Annotated in this window: 17 protein-coding genes and 1 tRNA gene; 8 read left to right on the top strand and 10 right to left on the bottom strand. The window is 41.1% G+C overall.

The genetic code is table 11. The features are described 5' to 3' along the window. The first annotated feature begins 6 nt into the window (after positions 1 to 6). Positions 7 to 756: a CPBP family intramembrane glutamic endopeptidase gene (locus tag C5O00_RS05220; protein WP_105215555.1), complete on the top strand. Its 750-nt coding sequence runs from the start codon at positions 7 to 9 to the stop codon at positions 754 to 756. Here C5O00_RS05220 and C5O00_RS05215 read toward each other — a convergent pair. Beyond that, the gene (locus C5O00_RS05215) at positions 751 to 2,433 is read right to left on the bottom strand and encodes a glutamine--tRNA ligase/YqeY domain fusion protein (protein ID WP_105215554.1); all 1,683 of its coding nucleotides are present in this window, start codon (positions 2,431 to 2,433) and stop codon (positions 751 to 753) included. The two genes, C5O00_RS05220 and C5O00_RS05215, sit on opposite strands and share 6 nt — an antisense overlap. A 127-nt stretch (positions 2,434 to 2,560) precedes the next feature. On the opposite strand from C5O00_RS05215, the gene folB reads away from it, so the two are divergent. Beyond that, positions 2,561 to 2,917, top strand: coding sequence for a dihydroneopterin aldolase (gene folB, locus C5O00_RS05210; protein WP_105215553.1), 357 nt, complete (start codon positions 2,561 to 2,563; stop codon positions 2,915 to 2,917). A 56-nt stretch (positions 2,918 to 2,973) separates the two neighbouring features. Next, a tRNA-Cys gene (locus C5O00_RS05205) sits at positions 2,974 to 3,044 on the top strand. 35 nt (positions 3,045 to 3,079) lie between these two features. Here C5O00_RS05205 and C5O00_RS05200 read toward each other — a convergent pair. Together C5O00_RS05200 and rnr are read right to left on the bottom strand one after the other, a co-directional pair. Next, positions 3,080 to 3,775, bottom strand: coding sequence for a LysE family translocator (locus C5O00_RS05200; protein ID WP_105215552.1), 696 nt, complete (start codon positions 3,773 to 3,775; stop codon positions 3,080 to 3,082). Between the two features lie 68 nt (positions 3,776 to 3,843). Next, on the bottom strand, positions 3,844 to 6,060 hold the full coding sequence (rnr, locus tag C5O00_RS05195; RefSeq protein WP_105215551.1) for a ribonuclease R: 2,217 nt from the start codon (positions 6,058 to 6,060) through the stop codon (positions 3,844 to 3,846). Between the two features lie 87 nt (positions 6,061 to 6,147). Between rnr and C5O00_RS05190 the strand changes: the two genes are divergently transcribed. The 5 genes from C5O00_RS05190 (at position 6,148) to C5O00_RS05170 (ending at position 10,155) form a co-directional block, all read left to right on the top strand. Continuing rightward, on the top strand, positions 6,148 to 6,387 hold the full coding sequence (locus C5O00_RS05190) for a hypothetical protein (protein WP_105215550.1): 240 nt from the start codon (positions 6,148 to 6,150) through the stop codon (positions 6,385 to 6,387). 536 nt (positions 6,388 to 6,923) lie between these two features. Beyond that, positions 6,924 to 7,355, top strand: coding sequence for a ribose 5-phosphate isomerase B (gene rpiB / locus C5O00_RS05185; RefSeq protein ID WP_105215549.1), 432 nt, complete (start codon positions 6,924 to 6,926; stop codon positions 7,353 to 7,355). A 9-nt stretch (positions 7,356 to 7,364) separates the two neighbouring features. Continuing rightward, entirely contained in the window at positions 7,365 to 8,285 is a 921-nt protein-coding gene (locus C5O00_RS05180; RefSeq protein WP_105215548.1) for a cation diffusion facilitator family transporter, read from the top strand. A gap of 3 nt (positions 8,286 to 8,288) precedes the next feature. After that, entirely contained in the window at positions 8,289 to 8,735 is a 447-nt protein-coding gene (locus C5O00_RS05175; protein ID WP_105215546.1) for a GNAT family N-acetyltransferase, read from the top strand. Positions 8,736 to 8,868: 133 nt separating this feature from the next. Next, complete coding sequence (locus C5O00_RS05170; RefSeq protein WP_105215544.1) at positions 8,869 to 10,155, top strand: ammonium transporter; 1,287 nt, start codon at positions 8,869 to 8,871, stop codon at positions 10,153 to 10,155. Here the strand turns inward: C5O00_RS05170 and C5O00_RS05165 are convergent, their stop codons facing one another. The 7 genes from C5O00_RS05165 to C5O00_RS05135 form a co-directional block, all read right to left on the bottom strand. Beyond that, positions 10,156 to 10,527 (bottom strand): hypothetical protein, encoded by a 372-nt coding sequence (locus C5O00_RS05165; protein ID WP_105215542.1) that lies wholly within the window; start codon positions 10,525 to 10,527, stop codon positions 10,156 to 10,158. Between the two features lie 57 nt (positions 10,528 to 10,584). Further along, a complete protein-coding gene (locus C5O00_RS05160; RefSeq protein ID WP_105215540.1) occupies positions 10,585 to 11,406 on the bottom strand; it encodes a sterol desaturase family protein in 822 nt (273 codons plus the stop codon). Between the two features lie 6 nt (positions 11,407 to 11,412). Further along, positions 11,413 to 13,035, bottom strand: a complete 1,623-nt coding sequence (locus tag C5O00_RS05155) for a S41 family peptidase (RefSeq protein ID WP_105215538.1) — start codon at positions 13,033 to 13,035, stop codon at positions 11,413 to 11,415. A 39-nt stretch (positions 13,036 to 13,074) separates the two neighbouring features. Beyond that, positions 13,075 to 13,437: a ribonuclease P protein component gene (gene rnpA, locus C5O00_RS05150; protein ID WP_105215536.1), complete on the bottom strand. Its 363-nt coding sequence runs from the start codon at positions 13,435 to 13,437 to the stop codon at positions 13,075 to 13,077. Positions 13,438 to 13,531: 94 nt separating this feature from the next. Continuing rightward, entirely contained in the window at positions 13,532 to 15,367 is a 1,836-nt protein-coding gene (locus tag C5O00_RS05145) for a M1 family metallopeptidase (protein ID WP_105215534.1), read from the bottom strand. After that, positions 15,364 to 17,037 (bottom strand): S8 family peptidase, encoded by a 1,674-nt coding sequence (locus C5O00_RS05140; RefSeq protein ID WP_105215532.1) that lies wholly within the window; start codon positions 17,035 to 17,037, stop codon positions 15,364 to 15,366. The genes C5O00_RS05145 and C5O00_RS05140 overlap by 4 nt, the downstream gene beginning before the upstream one ends. A 9-nt stretch (positions 17,038 to 17,046) precedes the next feature. Next, the gene (locus C5O00_RS05135) at positions 17,047 to 17,907 is read right to left on the bottom strand and encodes an MBL fold metallo-hydrolase (protein WP_105215530.1); all 861 of its coding nucleotides are present in this window, start codon (positions 17,905 to 17,907) and stop codon (positions 17,047 to 17,049) included. Positions 17,908 to 17,930: the final 23 nt, after the last annotated feature.

The raw sequence follows: 17,930 nt of genomic DNA, 5'->3' as shown, positions 1-17,930 counted from the left end.
TTCTAAATGTCTTTAATTAGAAAAATAAGAGAAAGTATAATCACAAAATGGATCCTTTTGTATTATACTTTCTTTTTCATACTGGGTAGTTATCTATTACTTCAACTACTCCTTACCACGCTGCAGTTCTTCTTCTATGGCGACCCGAACCAATCTGTGACCATACAGGGTTTTTACGTACATATTGACGATGTTCCTCATCAGATCTGGGATCTACCACAATTTCATATCGCGATGATAGTAAGTGCTATTACGATCCTGGTGCTGATCTACTTCTTTCTTAAGTTAACGATAAGATCGGGGGTGTTTTCATTTCTGGGATTTGTACGGGTTAAAAGAAAAGACCGGATCTGGTTACTTTACAGTTTATTCATTCTTATATGCGGAATTCTTCTAAGGGAATATGCGGCCATCACTTCCGAAATCCTAATTACTGTAGATAGTACCACCGAAAAGATCCTCGTAATTCTCGGATTAGGAATCTTCGGGCCTTTACTTGAAGAGGTGATGTATCGCGGTTACCTGCTAGGTAAAATGGACCATATACTGGCCAGCAAACACAGGTGGATAACAATTATTGCAACTGCTGCTATCTTTGCGGTGTTTCATTTTCAATATAATATCTTCGAGCTATTATATATCTTCGGAATAGGCGCATTTTTAGCCATTATGCGATTCAAGACCGGCTCTATTTGGTTCCCGATCGTCTTCCATATGGCCGGAAATTTATACGCTGTGTTCAGGTTGATACTATGATCCTGTATCCAGCTTTGCCCAGGAATCCCTTAGAGGAACCGTTCGATTGTATACGAGATGATCCTCCGTAGAGTCCGGATCGACCGTAAAATAACCCAGCCGCTGAAACTGTACTTTATCCTCTGCCTTGAAATCCTTTAAGGCTGGTTCGCCATACGCCTGGATAACTTCCAGGGAATTTGGGTTGACGAATTCCATAAAATCCTTATCCTTATGAGTGTCTGGCGATGGATCTGTAAAGAGCCTGTCGTATAAACGCACCTCGATGGGTAGTGCATGTGCAACAGAAACCCAATGAAGCGTTCCCTTTACTTTTCTCATAGAGGCTTCGCTGCCACTGCCGCTTTTACTATCCGGGTCGTAGCTGCAATGTATCTCGGTGATATTACCTTCGGCATCTTTTACCACGCTTTCTCCCATTATGATATAGGCATTCTTCAATCGGACTTCTTTGCCCAGCGTTAGCCTGAAGAACTTTCGATTTGCCTCTTCTTTAAAATCTTCCCGCTCAATGTACAGTTCCCTTGAAAATGGGATCTTACGGGTTCCTGCGCTGTCATCTTCAGGATTATTCTCTGCATCCAACCATTCGGTCTTGCCCTCAGGATAATTTGTGATAATAAGCTTTACCGGGTTCAGAACAGCCATTACACGAGTTGCTTTTTTGTTGAGGTCCTCCCGTACATTAAATTCGAGATGCGAAACATCGATGAGATTCTCCCGTTTACCAACACCTATGCTTTCAGCAAAATTTCGGATAGATTCGGGTGTATAGCCTCGCCTTCTCAAACCGGAAATTGTTGGCATCCTTGGGTCGTCCCACCCATTAACTACACCTTCTTCAACCAATCTGGCCAGTTTTCGCTTGCTCACAACTGTATGGCTTAGATTTCTTCTGGCAAATTCACGCTGTTTTGGTCTTAATTTATTCGACGCATGTACCTGGTCCAGGAACCAGTCGTACAATTCGCGATGAGGAAGAAATTCCAGGGTGCAAAAAGAATGTGAGACTTGTTCTATATAATCGCTTTCACCATGTGTCCAGTCGTACATAGGAAATATCTTCCAGTCTGTCCCTGTACGATGATGATGCTTATGAAGCACCCTATACATTACAGGATCACGCATCAGCATATTTCCTGAAGCCATATCGATCTTAGCACGTAGCACATGCTCACCCTCGCCTACTTCTCCATTCTTCATTTTCTCGAAAAGCTCCAGGCTTTCTTCAATAGGCCTGTTTCTGTACGGGCTCTCCTTGCCGGGTTCGTTGGGTGTCCCTTTTTGACTGGCTATTTCTTCAGAAGTCTGAGAATCAACATAAGCCTTTCCTTCTTTTATAAATTGTACCGCCCAGTCGTACAACTGCTGAAAATAATCTGACGCATATCGCTCTTCTGCCCACTCATAACCAAGCCACTCAATGTCGCGTTTAATAGCATCTACATATTCCTGTTCTTCCTTTGCCGGGTTGGTATCATCGAAGCGCAAATTTACCGGGGCTTTATATTTTTCGCCAAGGCCAAAGTTTAAACAGATGGCAGAGGCGTGCCCAATGTGCAAGTAGCCATTGGGTTCGGGAGGAAAACGAAAGCGCAGCGAATTGGGAGAATATCCGGATTCCAGGTCATTTTCTATAATATGCTCAATAAAATTGAGTGGTTCTTCTTTAGACATATTTTATTTTTTCAGCTTCTGAAAATTTCGATGAACTTCCTGGTAATAAATCTTTTTCATCCAGGAAGGTGGTTCTTCAAACAACAGGCAAAGGTAAAAAAAGTATCTTTGCCGAAAGCAATTTTAGATGAGTAGCATCAGATTAAAAAACATCCGCATTTTTACCAATCATGGCTGCCTTACCGAGGAGGAAAAAATTGGTAGTGATTACCTGGTAAACCTAACTGTGAAGGCAGATCTTTCGAAGGCTGCCAAAAGTGATCATCTAAAAGATACTGTCGATTATGTGCATTTAAATCGCATCGTAAAAGAACAAATGGCGATACGGTCCAAACTGCTTGAGCACGTAGGGCAACGCATCATCGACACTATATTTGCGGAACTTCCAAAAGTGGATTACGTTAAAGTGATGGTTTCAAAAGTAAACCCTCCTATAGGGGGTGATGTTGCCGAAGTTAGTGTGAGCATGTCTTCAAAGCGGTAAATTAACTTTTAAGTCCGTTTTTTAAAGTTAATCTTTTATATTTGCCATCTGTAAAAGGCATCGTGGCCGAGTGGCTAGGCAGAGGTCTGCAAAACCTTGTACAGCGGTTCGAATCCGCTCGATGCCTCAAAGACCCTTCCCGATTTTTTGGGAGGGGTTTTATTATTCTACAGATTTCTCCATCGGGCTTTTAACTGAAGGAATTCTGTCTAAGCCACGCTGAACTTCATCGGGGAAAATACCCTCAACCAGCAAGAGTGCACCAAATCCTATAATTAGAATACTGATCCATTTCTTGGTTTTATAAACAAATCGCGGGGTAAGTCTGCTCTTTAGTTTTTTGGCAAGTGAGATCTTTGCCAGATCGGTTAGGAAAAAAGTTACGAGCACTGTCGCTAGAAACAGCAGCACACCTCTGTCTGAAGAGGTAAGAGCGTTTGCCATGATAATCGTGGCTATCCAACCGGCAAGCACCCCAAAATTCACAAAATTCAGTAAAAAACCTTTTAAAAATAATCCTCCCAGGTCTTTCTTTACCTTCACGGCGTAATGCTCTCGCACGATTTTGATAAACGATTTAGCCGTACGTATATACGATATTACACCATAAGCGATCAAGATCACGCCTCCAAAGATTAGCAGGCCGGGATCGTCTTTTACTTTTTCAAGGATCTTGCTCGTGCCGTATAAAGCAATTAAAATAAAAATTATATCTGCAGTGATTGCCCCAAGGTCGAAAAATAATCCTGCCCTGAAACCTTTAGTGATACTAGTTTCGATTAAAGTAAAAAATACGGGGCCCACCATAAAAGCAAGTATAACTCCGTAGAGGGCCGCATATAACAAACCATCGAACATACTGTAAAAATACAAATTTGTTTAGTCTTGTCCAGCGCTATTATTCTGGTTAAAGACCTTTAGGAAAGTTAGGCCTCTTCCTTATAGTCCTTTCGGTGGCCCAACATAGTAAAATCCAGGTGTTTTTTTACTAGATCCGCGTTCTTCACTTTCACGTAAACTTCGTCACCCAGCTGGTATACATTTTTAGTTTTATTTCCTATCACAGCAAATTCATCCCTATCGAAACTATAGTGATCATCTCTCAGGTCTTGTAAACGAACCATTCCCTCACATTTATTTGATATGATCTCCACGTAGATTCCCCATTCTGTCACACCGGAGATCACGCCCAGGAAGTCCTGATCCTGGTGGTCCATCATATACTTCACCTGCATATATTTAATGCTGTCCCTTTCGGCTGAAGCTGCCAGGTATTCCATATTGCTGGAGTGCCCGCATTTTTCCTCATAAAGATCTTCTTTCGCCGAAGGTTTTCTATCCAGGTAAAGTTGCAGTAGCCTATGCACCATTACATCGGGATAACGCCGTATTGGAGAGGTAAAATGAGTGTAATAATCGAATGCTAAACCATAATGGCCAATGTTATTTGTAGTGTAGACCGCCTTGCTCATACTTCTTATTGCAAGTGTATCAACCAGGTTTTGCTCTTTCTTTCCCTGTACATCCTCCAGAAGTTTATTAAGTGATGCTGCGGTGCTTTGTCTGTCGCGTGTATTTATTTTATATCCAAAACGTTTTACAATATTCTCCAGCTGTGCGATCTTTTCATCGTCTGGTTCGTCATGAACCCTGTAAACAAAAGTTTTCTTTTCTTTTTGTTTTCCTATAAATTCTGCAACACTTCTATTTGCTAAAAGCATAAACTCTTCTATAAGTTTGTTGGCGTCTTTGCTCTCTTTGAAGTATACGCCTTCCGGTTCGTTGTTTTCATCCAGCTTAAATTTAACTTCCACCTTATCGAACGAAATCGCGCCGTTGCGCATTCTTTTCTTTCTTAGGATCTTCGCAAGCCTATCCAACTCCAGCACTGCTTTGGCAATAGCAGGATCCACTTGGTATTTCATAGCTGTCAATGAAATATCGGAAGGGATCTCATATGTATCGGATCCCTGATTTTCTATGATATACTGAGCTTCTTCGTATGCAAACCTCGCATCACTATAGGTAACCGTTCGTCCAAACCATTTCTTTACTACTTCCGCCTGTGAATTCATTTCGAAAATTGCAGAAAAGGTATATTTTTCTTCATTGGGACGTAAAGAACATGCGTTGTTAGATAATATCTCAGGTAACATAGGAACCACCCGATCTACCAGGTATACTGAAGTGGCGCGTTCATATGCTTCGTCGTCTAGTACTGTTCCGGGTTTTACATAATGAGACACATCTGCGATATGGATCCCAATTTCGTAATTTCCGTTTTCTAAAATCTCAAATGAGAGGGCGTCATCAAAATCTTTAGCATCTTTTGGATCGATGGTAAAGGTTAGGGTATCGCGCATATCCCTTCTCTTCTTTATTTCTTCTGCCTGTATGCTGGTATCTAGTGAATTGGCAAATTTTTCAACTTCAGGAGGAAACTCATACGGAAGTCCGTATTGTGCAAGAATCGCATGAATTTCTGTTTGATGATCCCCGGGCTTACCCAGGACTTTTATCACACTACCAACAGGAGATTCGGAATGGGCTTCCCATCCTTCTATTTTTACAAGAACCTTGTCTCCGTTTTCGGCTTTGAGGATTTTGCTCTTCGGAACAAAAATATCGGTATACATATTGTAGCCCGTAGTTTCTACAAAGGCAAACTTTTCGGAAATCTGAATAGTCCCTACAAATTCGGTTCTCTTTCTTTGTAATACTTTCGAAACCTCACCTTCTAATTTTCCTCCTTTTCTCCGTTTAAAAACATAGACCTCCACCACATCTCCATTGAGGGCTTTATTCAGGCTTTTGTTTTTAATGAAAATATCATCATCCAGATCTTCAACCACTACGTATCCTTCTCCTCGGGAGGTGAGATCCATAACACCGGTATAGTAATTCACCGAAGGAGTAATTCTAAATTTACCTCGTTCTATTTCCTCAATGGTTCCTTTAGTTTGAAGTTGTTTTAACTTCTTTATTATCTGATTCCTACTACTGGAATCGTCTACTCCCAGTTTAGAAGCTAGTTGTTTATAATTAAAGGTTTGGGAATGATTTTTGCGAAGTATGTTTAGTATGCTTTCGGTAAGATTTTCTATACGTTGTTTATTTCTTCTTCTCTTCTTTCTCTTTGGCATTGTTTTTTAAGTATGCGGCAAAAGTACGCTTTATATAACAATCAGTATCAGAAATATATAAAGATTTAATACATTAGTAAAAGACATATGCAAGACTTTAAAACCATAGCTATTTTTACGTATCCCAGCGAATATGCTGTATTGCGATTATTACTCGAGCATCATGAGATTCGGCATGTATTTCAGAACGAGACCATGATAAGCGTACTTCCGTTTCATAGTAATGCCATAGGAGGGATCCGTCTTAAAGTTCACCAGGATGATATCCTTCTGGCTGAAGAGATCATAGAGAATCTAAATCGATCTTCAAATTTGCGCATCGTTTAACTTTTCAACAACTATTACATCATATTATTTTTTCTTTTAAAACTTTAAATTAAAAATGATGATGATTATAGCTTGTTAATTTCAGGTATAAGTTTTTGCTTATTTATTTTGAGATTTAGTTATGTGTTTTTGTTGATAGGTTGTGAACATAGTTTTATTAATGTGTTTAGCTGAAAAATAAGGTATTAAGTTCATCGATTAACAATAGTGAATAATTGATCTTAACAATAGATTTTTAATATTTTCTTCTGAAATAAATGTTGGAAAAATTCAATATTGACCTCATAACAGACTTATAAATACCCTTAAAAAAATTTGCTGAACTGCAGAATAATTTCATATGGGAAACTATTACTAAGTACACAACATTTTTTCTGTAAATAGTATAAACAACTATTAACAACTTTATTAACCAATACTACCTCATTCTCTTTATAAGAATAAATCGAAATGGTTAAAAAAGTGTTCTTTGTTTATTAAGCTTCTACTTTAGAGCTGATAAGGAATTAGTATCTTTGTACAAACTAATATCTATTATGAAAATCGCTATTGGAAACGACCACGCCGGCACAGATTATAAGAATGCTATAGTGTCTTATTTAGAATCTGAAGGCCATACTGTTAGTAATTTTGGCACGAACACTAATGATAGTGTAGATTATCCCGATTTTGTTCATCCTGTAGCTCAAGCCGTCTCCGATGGAGATGTTGATATGGGAATAATTATCTGCGGAAGCGGAAACGGTGCTTCTATGACGGCAAACAAGCACCAGAAGGTTAGGTCGGCTTTATGTTGGACAAAGGAGATCAGCGCACTTGCCAGAGAGCACAACAATGCAAACATATTAAGTATTCCGGCACGATTCACCAGCCAACCCCAGGCTATTGATATGGTAAAGACTTTTATAGAAACCCCGTTTGAAGGTGGCCGGCATCAACGAAGGGTAGATAAGATCGCCTGTGCATAATATTTTCCTATGGCTCACAATCATTCACATCATCACACCCATCACGAGCACCATGATGTGAAAGGAAGAAACCTCCTTATATCCATATTCTTAAATCTTCTTATTACTGTTGCCCAGGTTATAGGAGGGCTTATTTCCGGTAGTCTTGCCCTTATTAGTGACGCGCTGCATAATTTTAGTGATGTTTTATCACTGGTTATTAGTTATATAGCTGATAGATATTCGAAAAAGAAAGCTTCTTTCAACAAAACATTTGGATACAAACGCGCCGAAATTATTGCCGCTTTTGTCAATGCTGCCACCCTGATGATCGTTGCTGTATACCTAATTTTTGAGGCAATTCAGCGCTTTTTCAATCCTCAGGAAATTGAGAGTGGTTTAGTGATCTGGCTGGCCTTCTTAGGGATTGCTGTAAATGGTTTCAGTGTTTTATTGCTTCGGAAAAGTTCTAAGGAAAATATGAACATGCGATCTGCATACCTTCATTTATTAACCGATATGTCTGCTTCTGTTGCAGTTTTAATTGGGGGGCTTTTAATGAAATATTATGGATGGTATTGGGTAGATAGTGTTTTAACGGTTCTTATTGCGATCTATTTGATCGTGATGGGATACGATCTTTTACGGAATTCTTTTCGAGTGCTTATGTTGTTCACCCCTGAAGATGTTGATCTCGAAGAATTACGAACAGCGATTTCTGCCCATCCGGAGATCAAGAACGTTCACCATATGCATCTTTGGCAACTAAACGAAAAAGAAAATCATTTGGAGGCGCATATAGATTTCCATCGAGATATCACACTATCCGAATTTGATGCGATTCTAGTTGATGTTGAACACATTTTAGAAGAGGATTTCGGAATAAACCATGTAAACATCCAACCCGAATATCAGAAAGATGACCCTAAAGACATTATTGTACAGGATTAAATAATGGAGATAAGGATAAAAACATTCGATAGTTTAACTACGCAGGAATTGCACGACCTGTTGCAGCTTCGAAGTGAAGTATTCGTGGTAGAGCAAGACTGTGTATACCAGGATATTGATGGCAAGGATATAAAAGCACTTCATATTTTAGGGTATGTTGACACTAAACTCGCGGCATACACAAGGTGTTTCGCGCCCGGAGACTACTTTAAGGAAGCCGCTATAGGCAGGGTTGTGGTTGCCGGCGAATTCAGAAAATATGGTTATGGACACGAGATAATGAAGGAATCGATCCACGCTATCCACACGCATTACAATTCAGAAGAAATAAAACTTTCCGCTCAAACCTACTTAACTCACTTTTATGAGCAGCACGGATTTAAATCTACAGGGGTAACTTATCTTGAAGATGGCATCCCGCATATCGCAATGATAAAAAACCCCGCATAAAATTATTAAATTTCTAATTGTAGGGGGTCTTTTGTAATAAATCCATAATTGTTAATAATATTGAATAAAATTTAGGGGGGTCAACTCCATAAATTGATAAGTTTACTGCTTTATTCTTTAAAAATAAGAGGGTATGGGCAGAAAACTTAATTTTATAGTGTTAACAGTTTTAGTGCTGTTAAGTTTATTATTTAGTGCTGAATATAAATTTATAGAGGGAACCGGTTCGATAGATTCGGGCGATACGGCATGGATGATCGTTGCCAGTGCTTTTGTGCTTCTCATGACCCCCGGCCTCGCATTCTTTTACGGTGGCATGGTAAGTAAAAAGAGTGTGATATCAACCATGCTCCAAAGCTTCGTTGCCCTTGGCGTGATTAGTGTTTTATGGGTATTGGTTGGCTTCAGCCTGGCTTTTGGGGATAGTATAGGAGGCATCATTGGTAATCCATTAACCTATTTTAATTTTAAAGGGGTAAGCTTATCCCCCAACCCGGAATTTTCAGACTCTATTCCTTTTCTCATCTTCGCCCTGTTTCAGTTAAAATTTGCCATAATTACGCCCGCTTTGATCACCGGAAGTTTTGCAGAAAGGATACGCTTTAGAAGCTACATACTCTTTATGGTTTTGTTTTCCATCTTCATCTATTCGCCTTTAGCGCATATGACCTGGCATCCTGATGGTTTACTTCGTAATTGGGGCGTCCTGGATTTTGCCGGAGGGACAGTGGTCCACATGTCGGCAGGAATTGCCGCCCTGGCCGGTGCGATGTATCTGGGTAAGAGAAAGGAACGTATTGAACGACCTGCCAATATTCCGTTCGTGATCCTTGGTACCGGCCTGTTATGGTTCGGGTGGTTCGGGTTTAATTCGGGCTCTGCACTTGGCGCCAATACAGATGCAGTTATCGCTTTTGCCAATACTAACCTGGCTTCGGCCACCAGTATGATCGCCTGGATCTTTCTGGATAGGTTTCAGAATAGAAAAATGTCGTCCCTGGGTGCCTGTATTGGTGCCATAGTTGGGCTGGTTGCCATTACTCCGGCCGCCGGCTTTGTTACACTTGGACAAAGTATATTCATTGGGTTTGTAGCTGCCCTGGTAAGTAATTTTGCAATCAGACTAAACAAACGCTCCGAAATTGACGACACTCTGGATGTATTCCCCAGCCATGGTGTGGGAGGAATTGTTGGTATGATCCTTACCGGAGTGCTCGCAAAAGATGTAGGACTAATCTATGGTGAAACAACTACTTTCATGTACCACATCCTTGCCCTGGTGCTTGTTGCGATCTTCACGTTCGCAGGAAGCTGGGTGCTTTACAAAATTACAGACATGCTACTGTCTATGCGAGTTCGGGAGGATCAGGAATACAGAGGATTAGACGCCTCACAGCACGGTGAAAATATAGACCCTTAATTATAGTTTGATCAAGGGTTTGTTCAGGTTGAGGTCGGACAGCATTTCGTTGGTAAACTTAAAATGCCCTCTGCGGGTGATAATTTTGAATCGGTGATTTTTCATTCGGCTTAGCACCTCTAAAAATCGCCATTTGGATTTCAGCAGATTTGGTTTTTCGCTTTTTAAGCCGATTTCGAAATAATGTTTAATCCCGGCTCTTTCTGCTACGATGTCGGGAGTGATCGTTTCATCACTGTTCTTTTTGTGATAGCTTTTAGGCTTTTCATAACCATCAATGTCTGCTTTGATGTTCTCAAATCCCTTTTTTTCAAGGTACGCAAGTGACAATTGCATCACCTCTTTATTGTTTTCTTTTTCTAATTGTATCATAACCAATAATATAAGAAAACCACATCACTTATGCAACTATACTTTTAAAAGCTGCAATTAACGCTGCATTTTCCCCACAGATCTATCAAAAGGAATCCTTAGTTGCACGGCTATATTCTCGTCGTCGCGGTGATCTGCCACATCAATTCCGTATTTTATTTTACTGGTATCGTCGTAAACAAAAGTTCCGAAGAGGCGATCCCAGAAAGAGAAAATACTTCCGTAATTACTATCTGTCCATGGCATCTGATAATGATGATGAAATTTATGCATATTCGGAGTTACGAAGAGCAAGCACAGACCCTTGTCCAACCAACCTGGAAGGGCAATGTTCGCATGAGAGAAATAGGTGAACAAAATGGTTAGGATCCTATATAAAAAATAGTAAGCAATAGGCATTCCCATGATCACCAACGCAAGGAGGGCGAATGTCTCTCTAATGATAAAATCGAACGGATGATGTCTTGTTCCTGTGGTTACATCCACATGCTTGTCGCTGTGATGTACAATATGAAGTCGCCACATAAACGGAACCTTATGGAGTAAATAATGGACGGTATATTGTGCAACCAGATCCAGTACCAGAATGGAAAGCAGCAGTTCTACCCAAACAGGCGCATTAATTAGGTACAAAAGTCCAAACTGAGATTCGCCCAGCCAGACAAATAACCAGGTGGTGATAACACCAAAGACAGTGTTGATCACCATTACGAGCACCAGAAGAAAGATATTTATCCTGGCGTGCTTCCATTTTTTATATTGAAATCGCACCAGGCTGTAATTGCCTTCCAAAATCCAGAAAAAAGCAAGCAGAAAAACAATCCAACCAGCCTTCATCCACACAGGCATGGTTTCAAAAAAGTTGAGAAAGGCCTCCACAAAATGTTATTTTAGAATACGGTTGTATTTATTAGTGTCTTTTAACACCGCGATCGCTTCAAGTATCTCGGGGTTGTGCTTTACCTGGTAATTGTATAGGCCATCACGATAGAAAAAACGCTTGAGGATCTCGTCAGACAGCAACGACTTTATCTCTGCCTTCTTATCTACCAGCGCCTTTTCCTTAGCCGATTCGATGGACGATATCAATTGTTTATAACTCCCCTCTATATGCTTTTTTAAATCATCGTCCTCTGAGCGTCTCAGCGCTTCAGCGAATTCTTTCTCTGTTTCGGTTTCATAGCTGAAATCGTTCTTCTTTAAAAATTGAAGAAAGTCCTGAAAATCTGAATCGGTGAACTTAAAATTCGAAGAATCTTTCATTTCGTGTTCATAATAATACTGGGTAGCATAATCGAAGATAGCATTGTCCTTTAATAATGCGGTTGTGATAGGGCTAAATTTAGCCGTTTCCACTTCGATATCAGGAAGTATCCCACCTCCGTCGTATACCGTTCGCCCACCTTTGGTCTTGAAAGCATTATACTCTTTTGGGTCTAGACGAATAGGATCGCCGTTTTCATCTCGATTCCAATAATCCAGCGCCTGAATACAACGGCCACTGGGAGTATAATATCTAGAGATGGTAACCTTTAGTTGAGTACCATAGGTTAGTTTTTTGGGCCGCTGTACAAGGCCCTTACCAAAACTACGCGCTCCTACTATCACAGCTCGATCCAGGTCCTGTAATCCCCCCGAAACGATCTCACTAGCAGACGCACTTCTACCATTTACCAGAACAACAAGTGGAATTTCGGTGTCTACCGGCTCATTTTGTGTGCTGTAGGTCTTATTATATTTCTCGATCACCGATTTTGTGGTTGTGATCACTTCTCCTTTAGGCACGAAAAGATTAACAATGTTTATAGCTTCATTTAAAAGGCCTCCAGGATTTCCTCTAAGGTCGAGGATGATCTTCTCTGCCCCGTCTAATTTAAGCGATTCGAGCGCCGCTTTTGTTTCACGGGTTGTGGTTCGATTAAATTTGGTAAGGACGATGTAGCCTATATTATCATCAAGCAATTTAAAGAAAGGAACAGCTTTTTCTGCTACTTTTTTTCGAACCAAAGAAGTGGTTTGAGTCTTCCCCTGCCGCACATAGGTAAGTTCTACGGTCGTCCCGGCGGCCCCTTTTAAAAGTTCTCCGGCATCATCTTCGAAGTCGGACAAGTTGGTGTTTCCTATCCTTATGATCTCGTCTCCCGCTTTCAATCCGGCCTCATCTGCAGGGTAACCTTGAAAAGGTTCAACCACAATAATCTTATCGGCAAGTGTTTGAACCGAGGCTCCAATTCCCGTATAGGTGCCGGAATTTTTTATCCTGGCATCTTCAACTTCCTGTTCGTTCCAATAGATAGTATAAGGATCCAGATCCTCCAGCATGCCCTTTATAGCTTTATCCATTAGGGTTGCAGGAGTTACTTCATCCACATAGTTCATATTGAGTTCTTTGAACATAGTTGTGAATATTTCAATTTGTTTGGCGACCTCGAAGAAATCATTCTTAAAACTTACAGTAGTGAAAAAAATGCCGATCGCCAGGACCGAAAAGATTATCTTCTTTTTCATGATAAAAATTGTATTTAATGTATTCCGGAAGCTAAAGTATTAGTTTGTCCCAGGTAACTTTTTGAGAAGAGCGGCAATTGCTTTTTCTATTTCGCCAAATTCTCCATCATCCTTACCAATATACAAAAACAACAACGCAAAATTACCTCCTTTATTAGAGTTTAACGCCCCTTTATGCTTCCTGTAAGCCTCTCGCATTAGCCGTTTTATTCTGTTTCTGTCTACCGCCAGCTTGAACCTACGCTTCGGAACAGAAAACGCGGCTTTATTAAGAGAAAGATCTTCGATGGGTAAATAAATCAATCGCACAGGAAATTTGCTAACCGATTTTCCTTCGGAAAATAAGGAAGCGATAATCTTTCGGCTTTTTAGTTTTTCCCGTTTCGGAAATTTCAAACGCATGGCGTAAAAGTAGTTTATTTGCAATATCCTGCAAAGCATAAAAAAACCCGCCTCTAATGGAAGCGGGTCGTTCTCTGGGATTTTTCAGAAAAAATTAGTCTACAACCATACTGTTGTTTTCCAAATCAATATCGGCCATCAACCCACTTGGATCGATCTGAACCGATGTAACTTTTTTCCCGCCGGGGATTGATAAGTCGTATGTGGGGTAGGCCCAAGCCCAGTCCTCGGCAACTACGCGTTTTACGTTTGGATATGGGTTTTCTTTCTCCGCCCTGGCCATTTGTAGTGGGATATAATAATAGGCCGAGCTTCCGTCTGCAAAAGTCACGAACAGATCAATTGGCATTGGCATTAGGCCAATTCGCTCGAGGGACACAACCGTCTCATCTTTATTCTGGGCGATATTCGTCACCGCATAATCGATCGTATTGGTAGTTTGCGCCCAGTCTGTGAGGTACCAATCCAGCTCGAATCCTGAAACCTTTTCGGCAACCCTGATAAAATCGTTAGGAGTGGGGTGCTTGAACGCCCATTCCTTAAAATATCGTTTTAAGGTTTTATTTAAATTCTCTTCCCCGATCACGTAGCCTAACTGAGCCAGAAAAACTGCCCCTTTACTATAGGCCGCAATGGAGTAAGAACGATTTGTCGCATATCGATCTGCGTGGGTAGACATAGGTTGCTCTGTTCCGCTGGTAGCCAGAAACCTGTATCCACGGTATGATCCTCCCCAGAGGTTTTCTTTTTCTTCATCGTTTACCGCGGCTTTGGCCCTTGCCGAAATGTAGGACGTAAACCCTTCATCCATCCATTCGTGTTTACTTTCATTAGTTGCCAGAACAAATTGAAACCAGCTATGAGCCAATTCGTGAGACGTTGTACCAAACAAACTTCCGTAGCGCGCACCTCCTGTGATCAATGTACACATTCCATATTCCATTCCCCCATCACCCCCTTGAATCACGGAATATTGTTTGTAAGGATATGGTCCAATATTTTCGTTAAAATACTCCATTAATTCTGCGGTTTTCGGCTGGATCTTTTTCCAGTTTTCAACCACTGCGGGATCATTCTTATATAAAAAGTGGAGCGTCACTCCGTTAGGCCCATCCAGCGTATCATGAATGTACTCATCATCTGCGGCCCATGTGAAATCGTGTACGTTTGGCGCGAAAAAATGCCAGGTATATTTACCATTTTTGGGCTTCATTGGCTTTAAACCTTTTGGGCCGTAACCATGACCTACTTCCTCAGCATTTTGAAGATAGCCGGTTCCACCAATGGTATAATCGGCATCGATAGTGATCTTTACATCAAAATTCCCCCAAACGCCGTGAAACTCTCGCCCTATATAGGGATCTGCATGCCAGCCTTCGAAGTCATATTCGGCAATTTTAGGATACCACTGCGTCATGGAAAAAGCAACCCCATCCCTATTATTTCTTCCACTTCTCCTTATCTGAACCGGCACCTGGGCATCCCATTCCATATAAAACGTTGTGCTTTCCCCGGGCTGAATTGGTTTATCTAGCCTTACTTCCAAAACTGTGCCTACCACCTTATATGTTAATGGCGAACCATCCTGGGTTAGTTTTGTAGGTCTTAAATAACCAATTTCGGAAGGACTAAGACTTGAGATTCTATCACCAACTCTCGAATCCGGATCGGCAATTGTTCTGGATCTTACGTCCATTTCACTTCCGGGTTGGAAGGCATTAAAATGAAGATGATAAAATATCCGATTAAGAGTGTCGGGCGAGTTATTGGTGTAAACCGCAGTTTGCTTTCCCTTGTATTGATAGGTTTCTACGTTTACATCGATCTCCATGGAATAGTCCACGTGCTGTTGCCAATAGGCCGTATTATTTTGCCCTGTTATTGAAATATTGATCGATAACAGGAATACAATTAATAAGAATTGCTTCATTTTCGTGACATTTTATCTGCCAGGATAAGGGCATTATACAAGTTTACCATCTTTCCGGATTTAGAGACATTTCCGAAGTTATCCTGATTGGACGCGTCACCTGCCAGGATCACCGGACTTTTTGACGTAAGACCGCTATCCATGATTATTTGTTTTACCTGAGCTGCACTAAGGTCTGGATAATACGAACGGATTGTTGCGGCAACACCTGCCACCGCCGGAGCGGCCATTGAAGTTCCCTGCAAATACTCGTAGGTGTTTAGGGGGGTAGTAGACCAGATCTTTACACCGGGAGCAAAAACATCAACGTTCATTTTGCCATAGTTGGAAAAACTTGCGATCATTTCACTTCCGTATTTATAGTTTAGTGCGCCTACGGTAAGTACATTATTTGCAATTTCAGGACCTGTAAGTGACTGATCGTTTGGATACACTTCTATAGTATCCAGATCTAATCCTTCATTTCCGGCTGCATTAACTATCAACACATCTTTGGCAGCGGCGTACTTAATAGCCTCGCGCACCCATTCCGGATGTGGCGAAAAGTATTTTCCAAAACTTGTGTTGATCACTTTCGCCCCGTTGTCTACAGCATATCTAATAGCAAGCGCTACGTCTTTATCATATTCGTCTCCATCGGGAATTGTGCGTATCACCATGATCTCGGCATTAGACGCCACACCATTCATTCCAATTCCATTATTACGTTGTGCGGCAATGATTCCTGCAACATGAGTTCCGTGTTTCGCATCTTCTTCTTTAGGATCTGGCCCGTCAACATCGTTATTTCCGTAATATTTGGTTGAGAAGTCGTCCGGGTCGTTATTCAACACGGCACGAAAATCCTTATCCATGTTGAAATGTGTGTTCAGCCTACCGGAAAAATACTCAACCCCTCCGTTGAGTTCCTTAATTACATCGGGAACAGTATCACCGTAATTAAGCATTTGGGAGAGCATTCCAATTTGTTGTTGTTCGGCCGGAGTAGGGTTACTAATTCCGGTAAGATCTTTCTGAGTGTAATCTTCCTTCCCTAATTTTTTAGCCATTGCCTGATGGGCGGGCTTCAATTGTGCAAGAATTTGTTCGTAGCGGTTTTTGTTGGCCAGAACTTCCTGATATTCTTTTTCGTATTCGGCTTTCGCTTTTTGGTAGATAGCGAAATCTTCACGATCTGCTGCACTCACAGAACTTTCTGTTTTTCCTTCAAATTTTGGCCCTAGTTTCTTGAGATATCGAACATATTCCATGTTCTCACCCACGATGTCACCGAGAAAATTCCAACCGTGAACATCGTCCACAAACCCGTTCTTATCATCGTCTTTTCCGTTTCCGGGGATCTCATCCTTGTTCACCCAGATCACGTTTTTAAGGTCCTCGTGCTCTATATCGACACCACTATCAATAACCCCAACGATTACCTTCTGGCCTTTACGACCTTTCAGGAGTTCTGCGTAGGCTTTCTCAACACTCATTCCAGGAATAGTGTCTGAAAGTAAGTCGGCAGCAACCCAGGATTTATATTGCTCCTCGGTAAGAGGCGCTGTTTTCAGGGGTAAGGTATCTATATTTTCAATGGGGGTGGATACAATTGGCGCTACGGTGTTTCCACAGCTAGTCAATAGGGTGGCAGAAAGCAACCCTACCAGTAAAATTCTTGTCAATTTCATCTTAAATATTTAATTAAATAATTCGTCAAAGGTAAAGGATTCGTCCAGACGGACACCTTTATCCGTATGTTTCACAGTAATAATTTCATTATGAGCATCGTGCTCTAAGAATAAATAATAATTATTGTCTGCCGCGGCATTCAGGAATTTTTCCTTTTCCGGAAGCGTAAGCAGCGGCCGCGTATCATAACCCATTACGTATGGGATTGGCAAATGCCCCGCGGTGGGTAAAAGGTCGGCAACAAAAACAATGGTTTTGCCTTTATAAGAAATCTGGGGCAACATTTGTTTCTCTGTATGTCCATCTGCAAAGAAAATGCCGAAATCCATTTCTTCAGCCTCGGAGAAATCTCCACTCGGATCTGAAACGAATTTCAGTTGTCCGCTTTCCTGCATGGGGATTATATTTTCCTTAAGGAAAGAAGCTCTCTCACGCCTGTTTGGATTCACGGCCCAATCCCAATGTCTTGCATTACTCCAGAAGGTTGCATTTTTAAAGGCAGGTTCATAACCTGTTCGGTCCTTGTTCCATTGTACACTTCCGCCACAGTGATCGAAATGTAGATGAGTCATAAAAACATCGGTAACATCATCTGTATGAAATCCGTACTTTTTCAAGGAATTTTCGAGAGAAAAATCTCCCCACCTGTAGTAATAACTATAAAATTTATCGCTTTGCTTATTCCCCATCCCAGTGTCTATTAGCGTAAGCCTGTCACCGTGCTCTATAAGTAGACATCGCGCTGCCATCTCGATCATGTTGTTAGCATCGGCAGGATTAGTTCGAGACCATAACGACTTGGGCACGACACCAAACATGGCGCCGCCATCAAGTTTAAAATTTCCTGTCTCTATGGGGTATAATTTCATTGGAGCCGCAAAATAATAAAAGT

The sequence above is a fragment of the Pukyongia salina genome, assembly GCF_002966125.1.
Classification (GTDB): Bacteria; Bacteroidota; Bacteroidia; order Flavobacteriales; family Flavobacteriaceae; genus Pukyongia; species Pukyongia salina.
The sequence above is the reverse complement of the archived record's forward strand: the minus strand, read 5'-3'. Positions and strand labels throughout refer to the sequence as shown.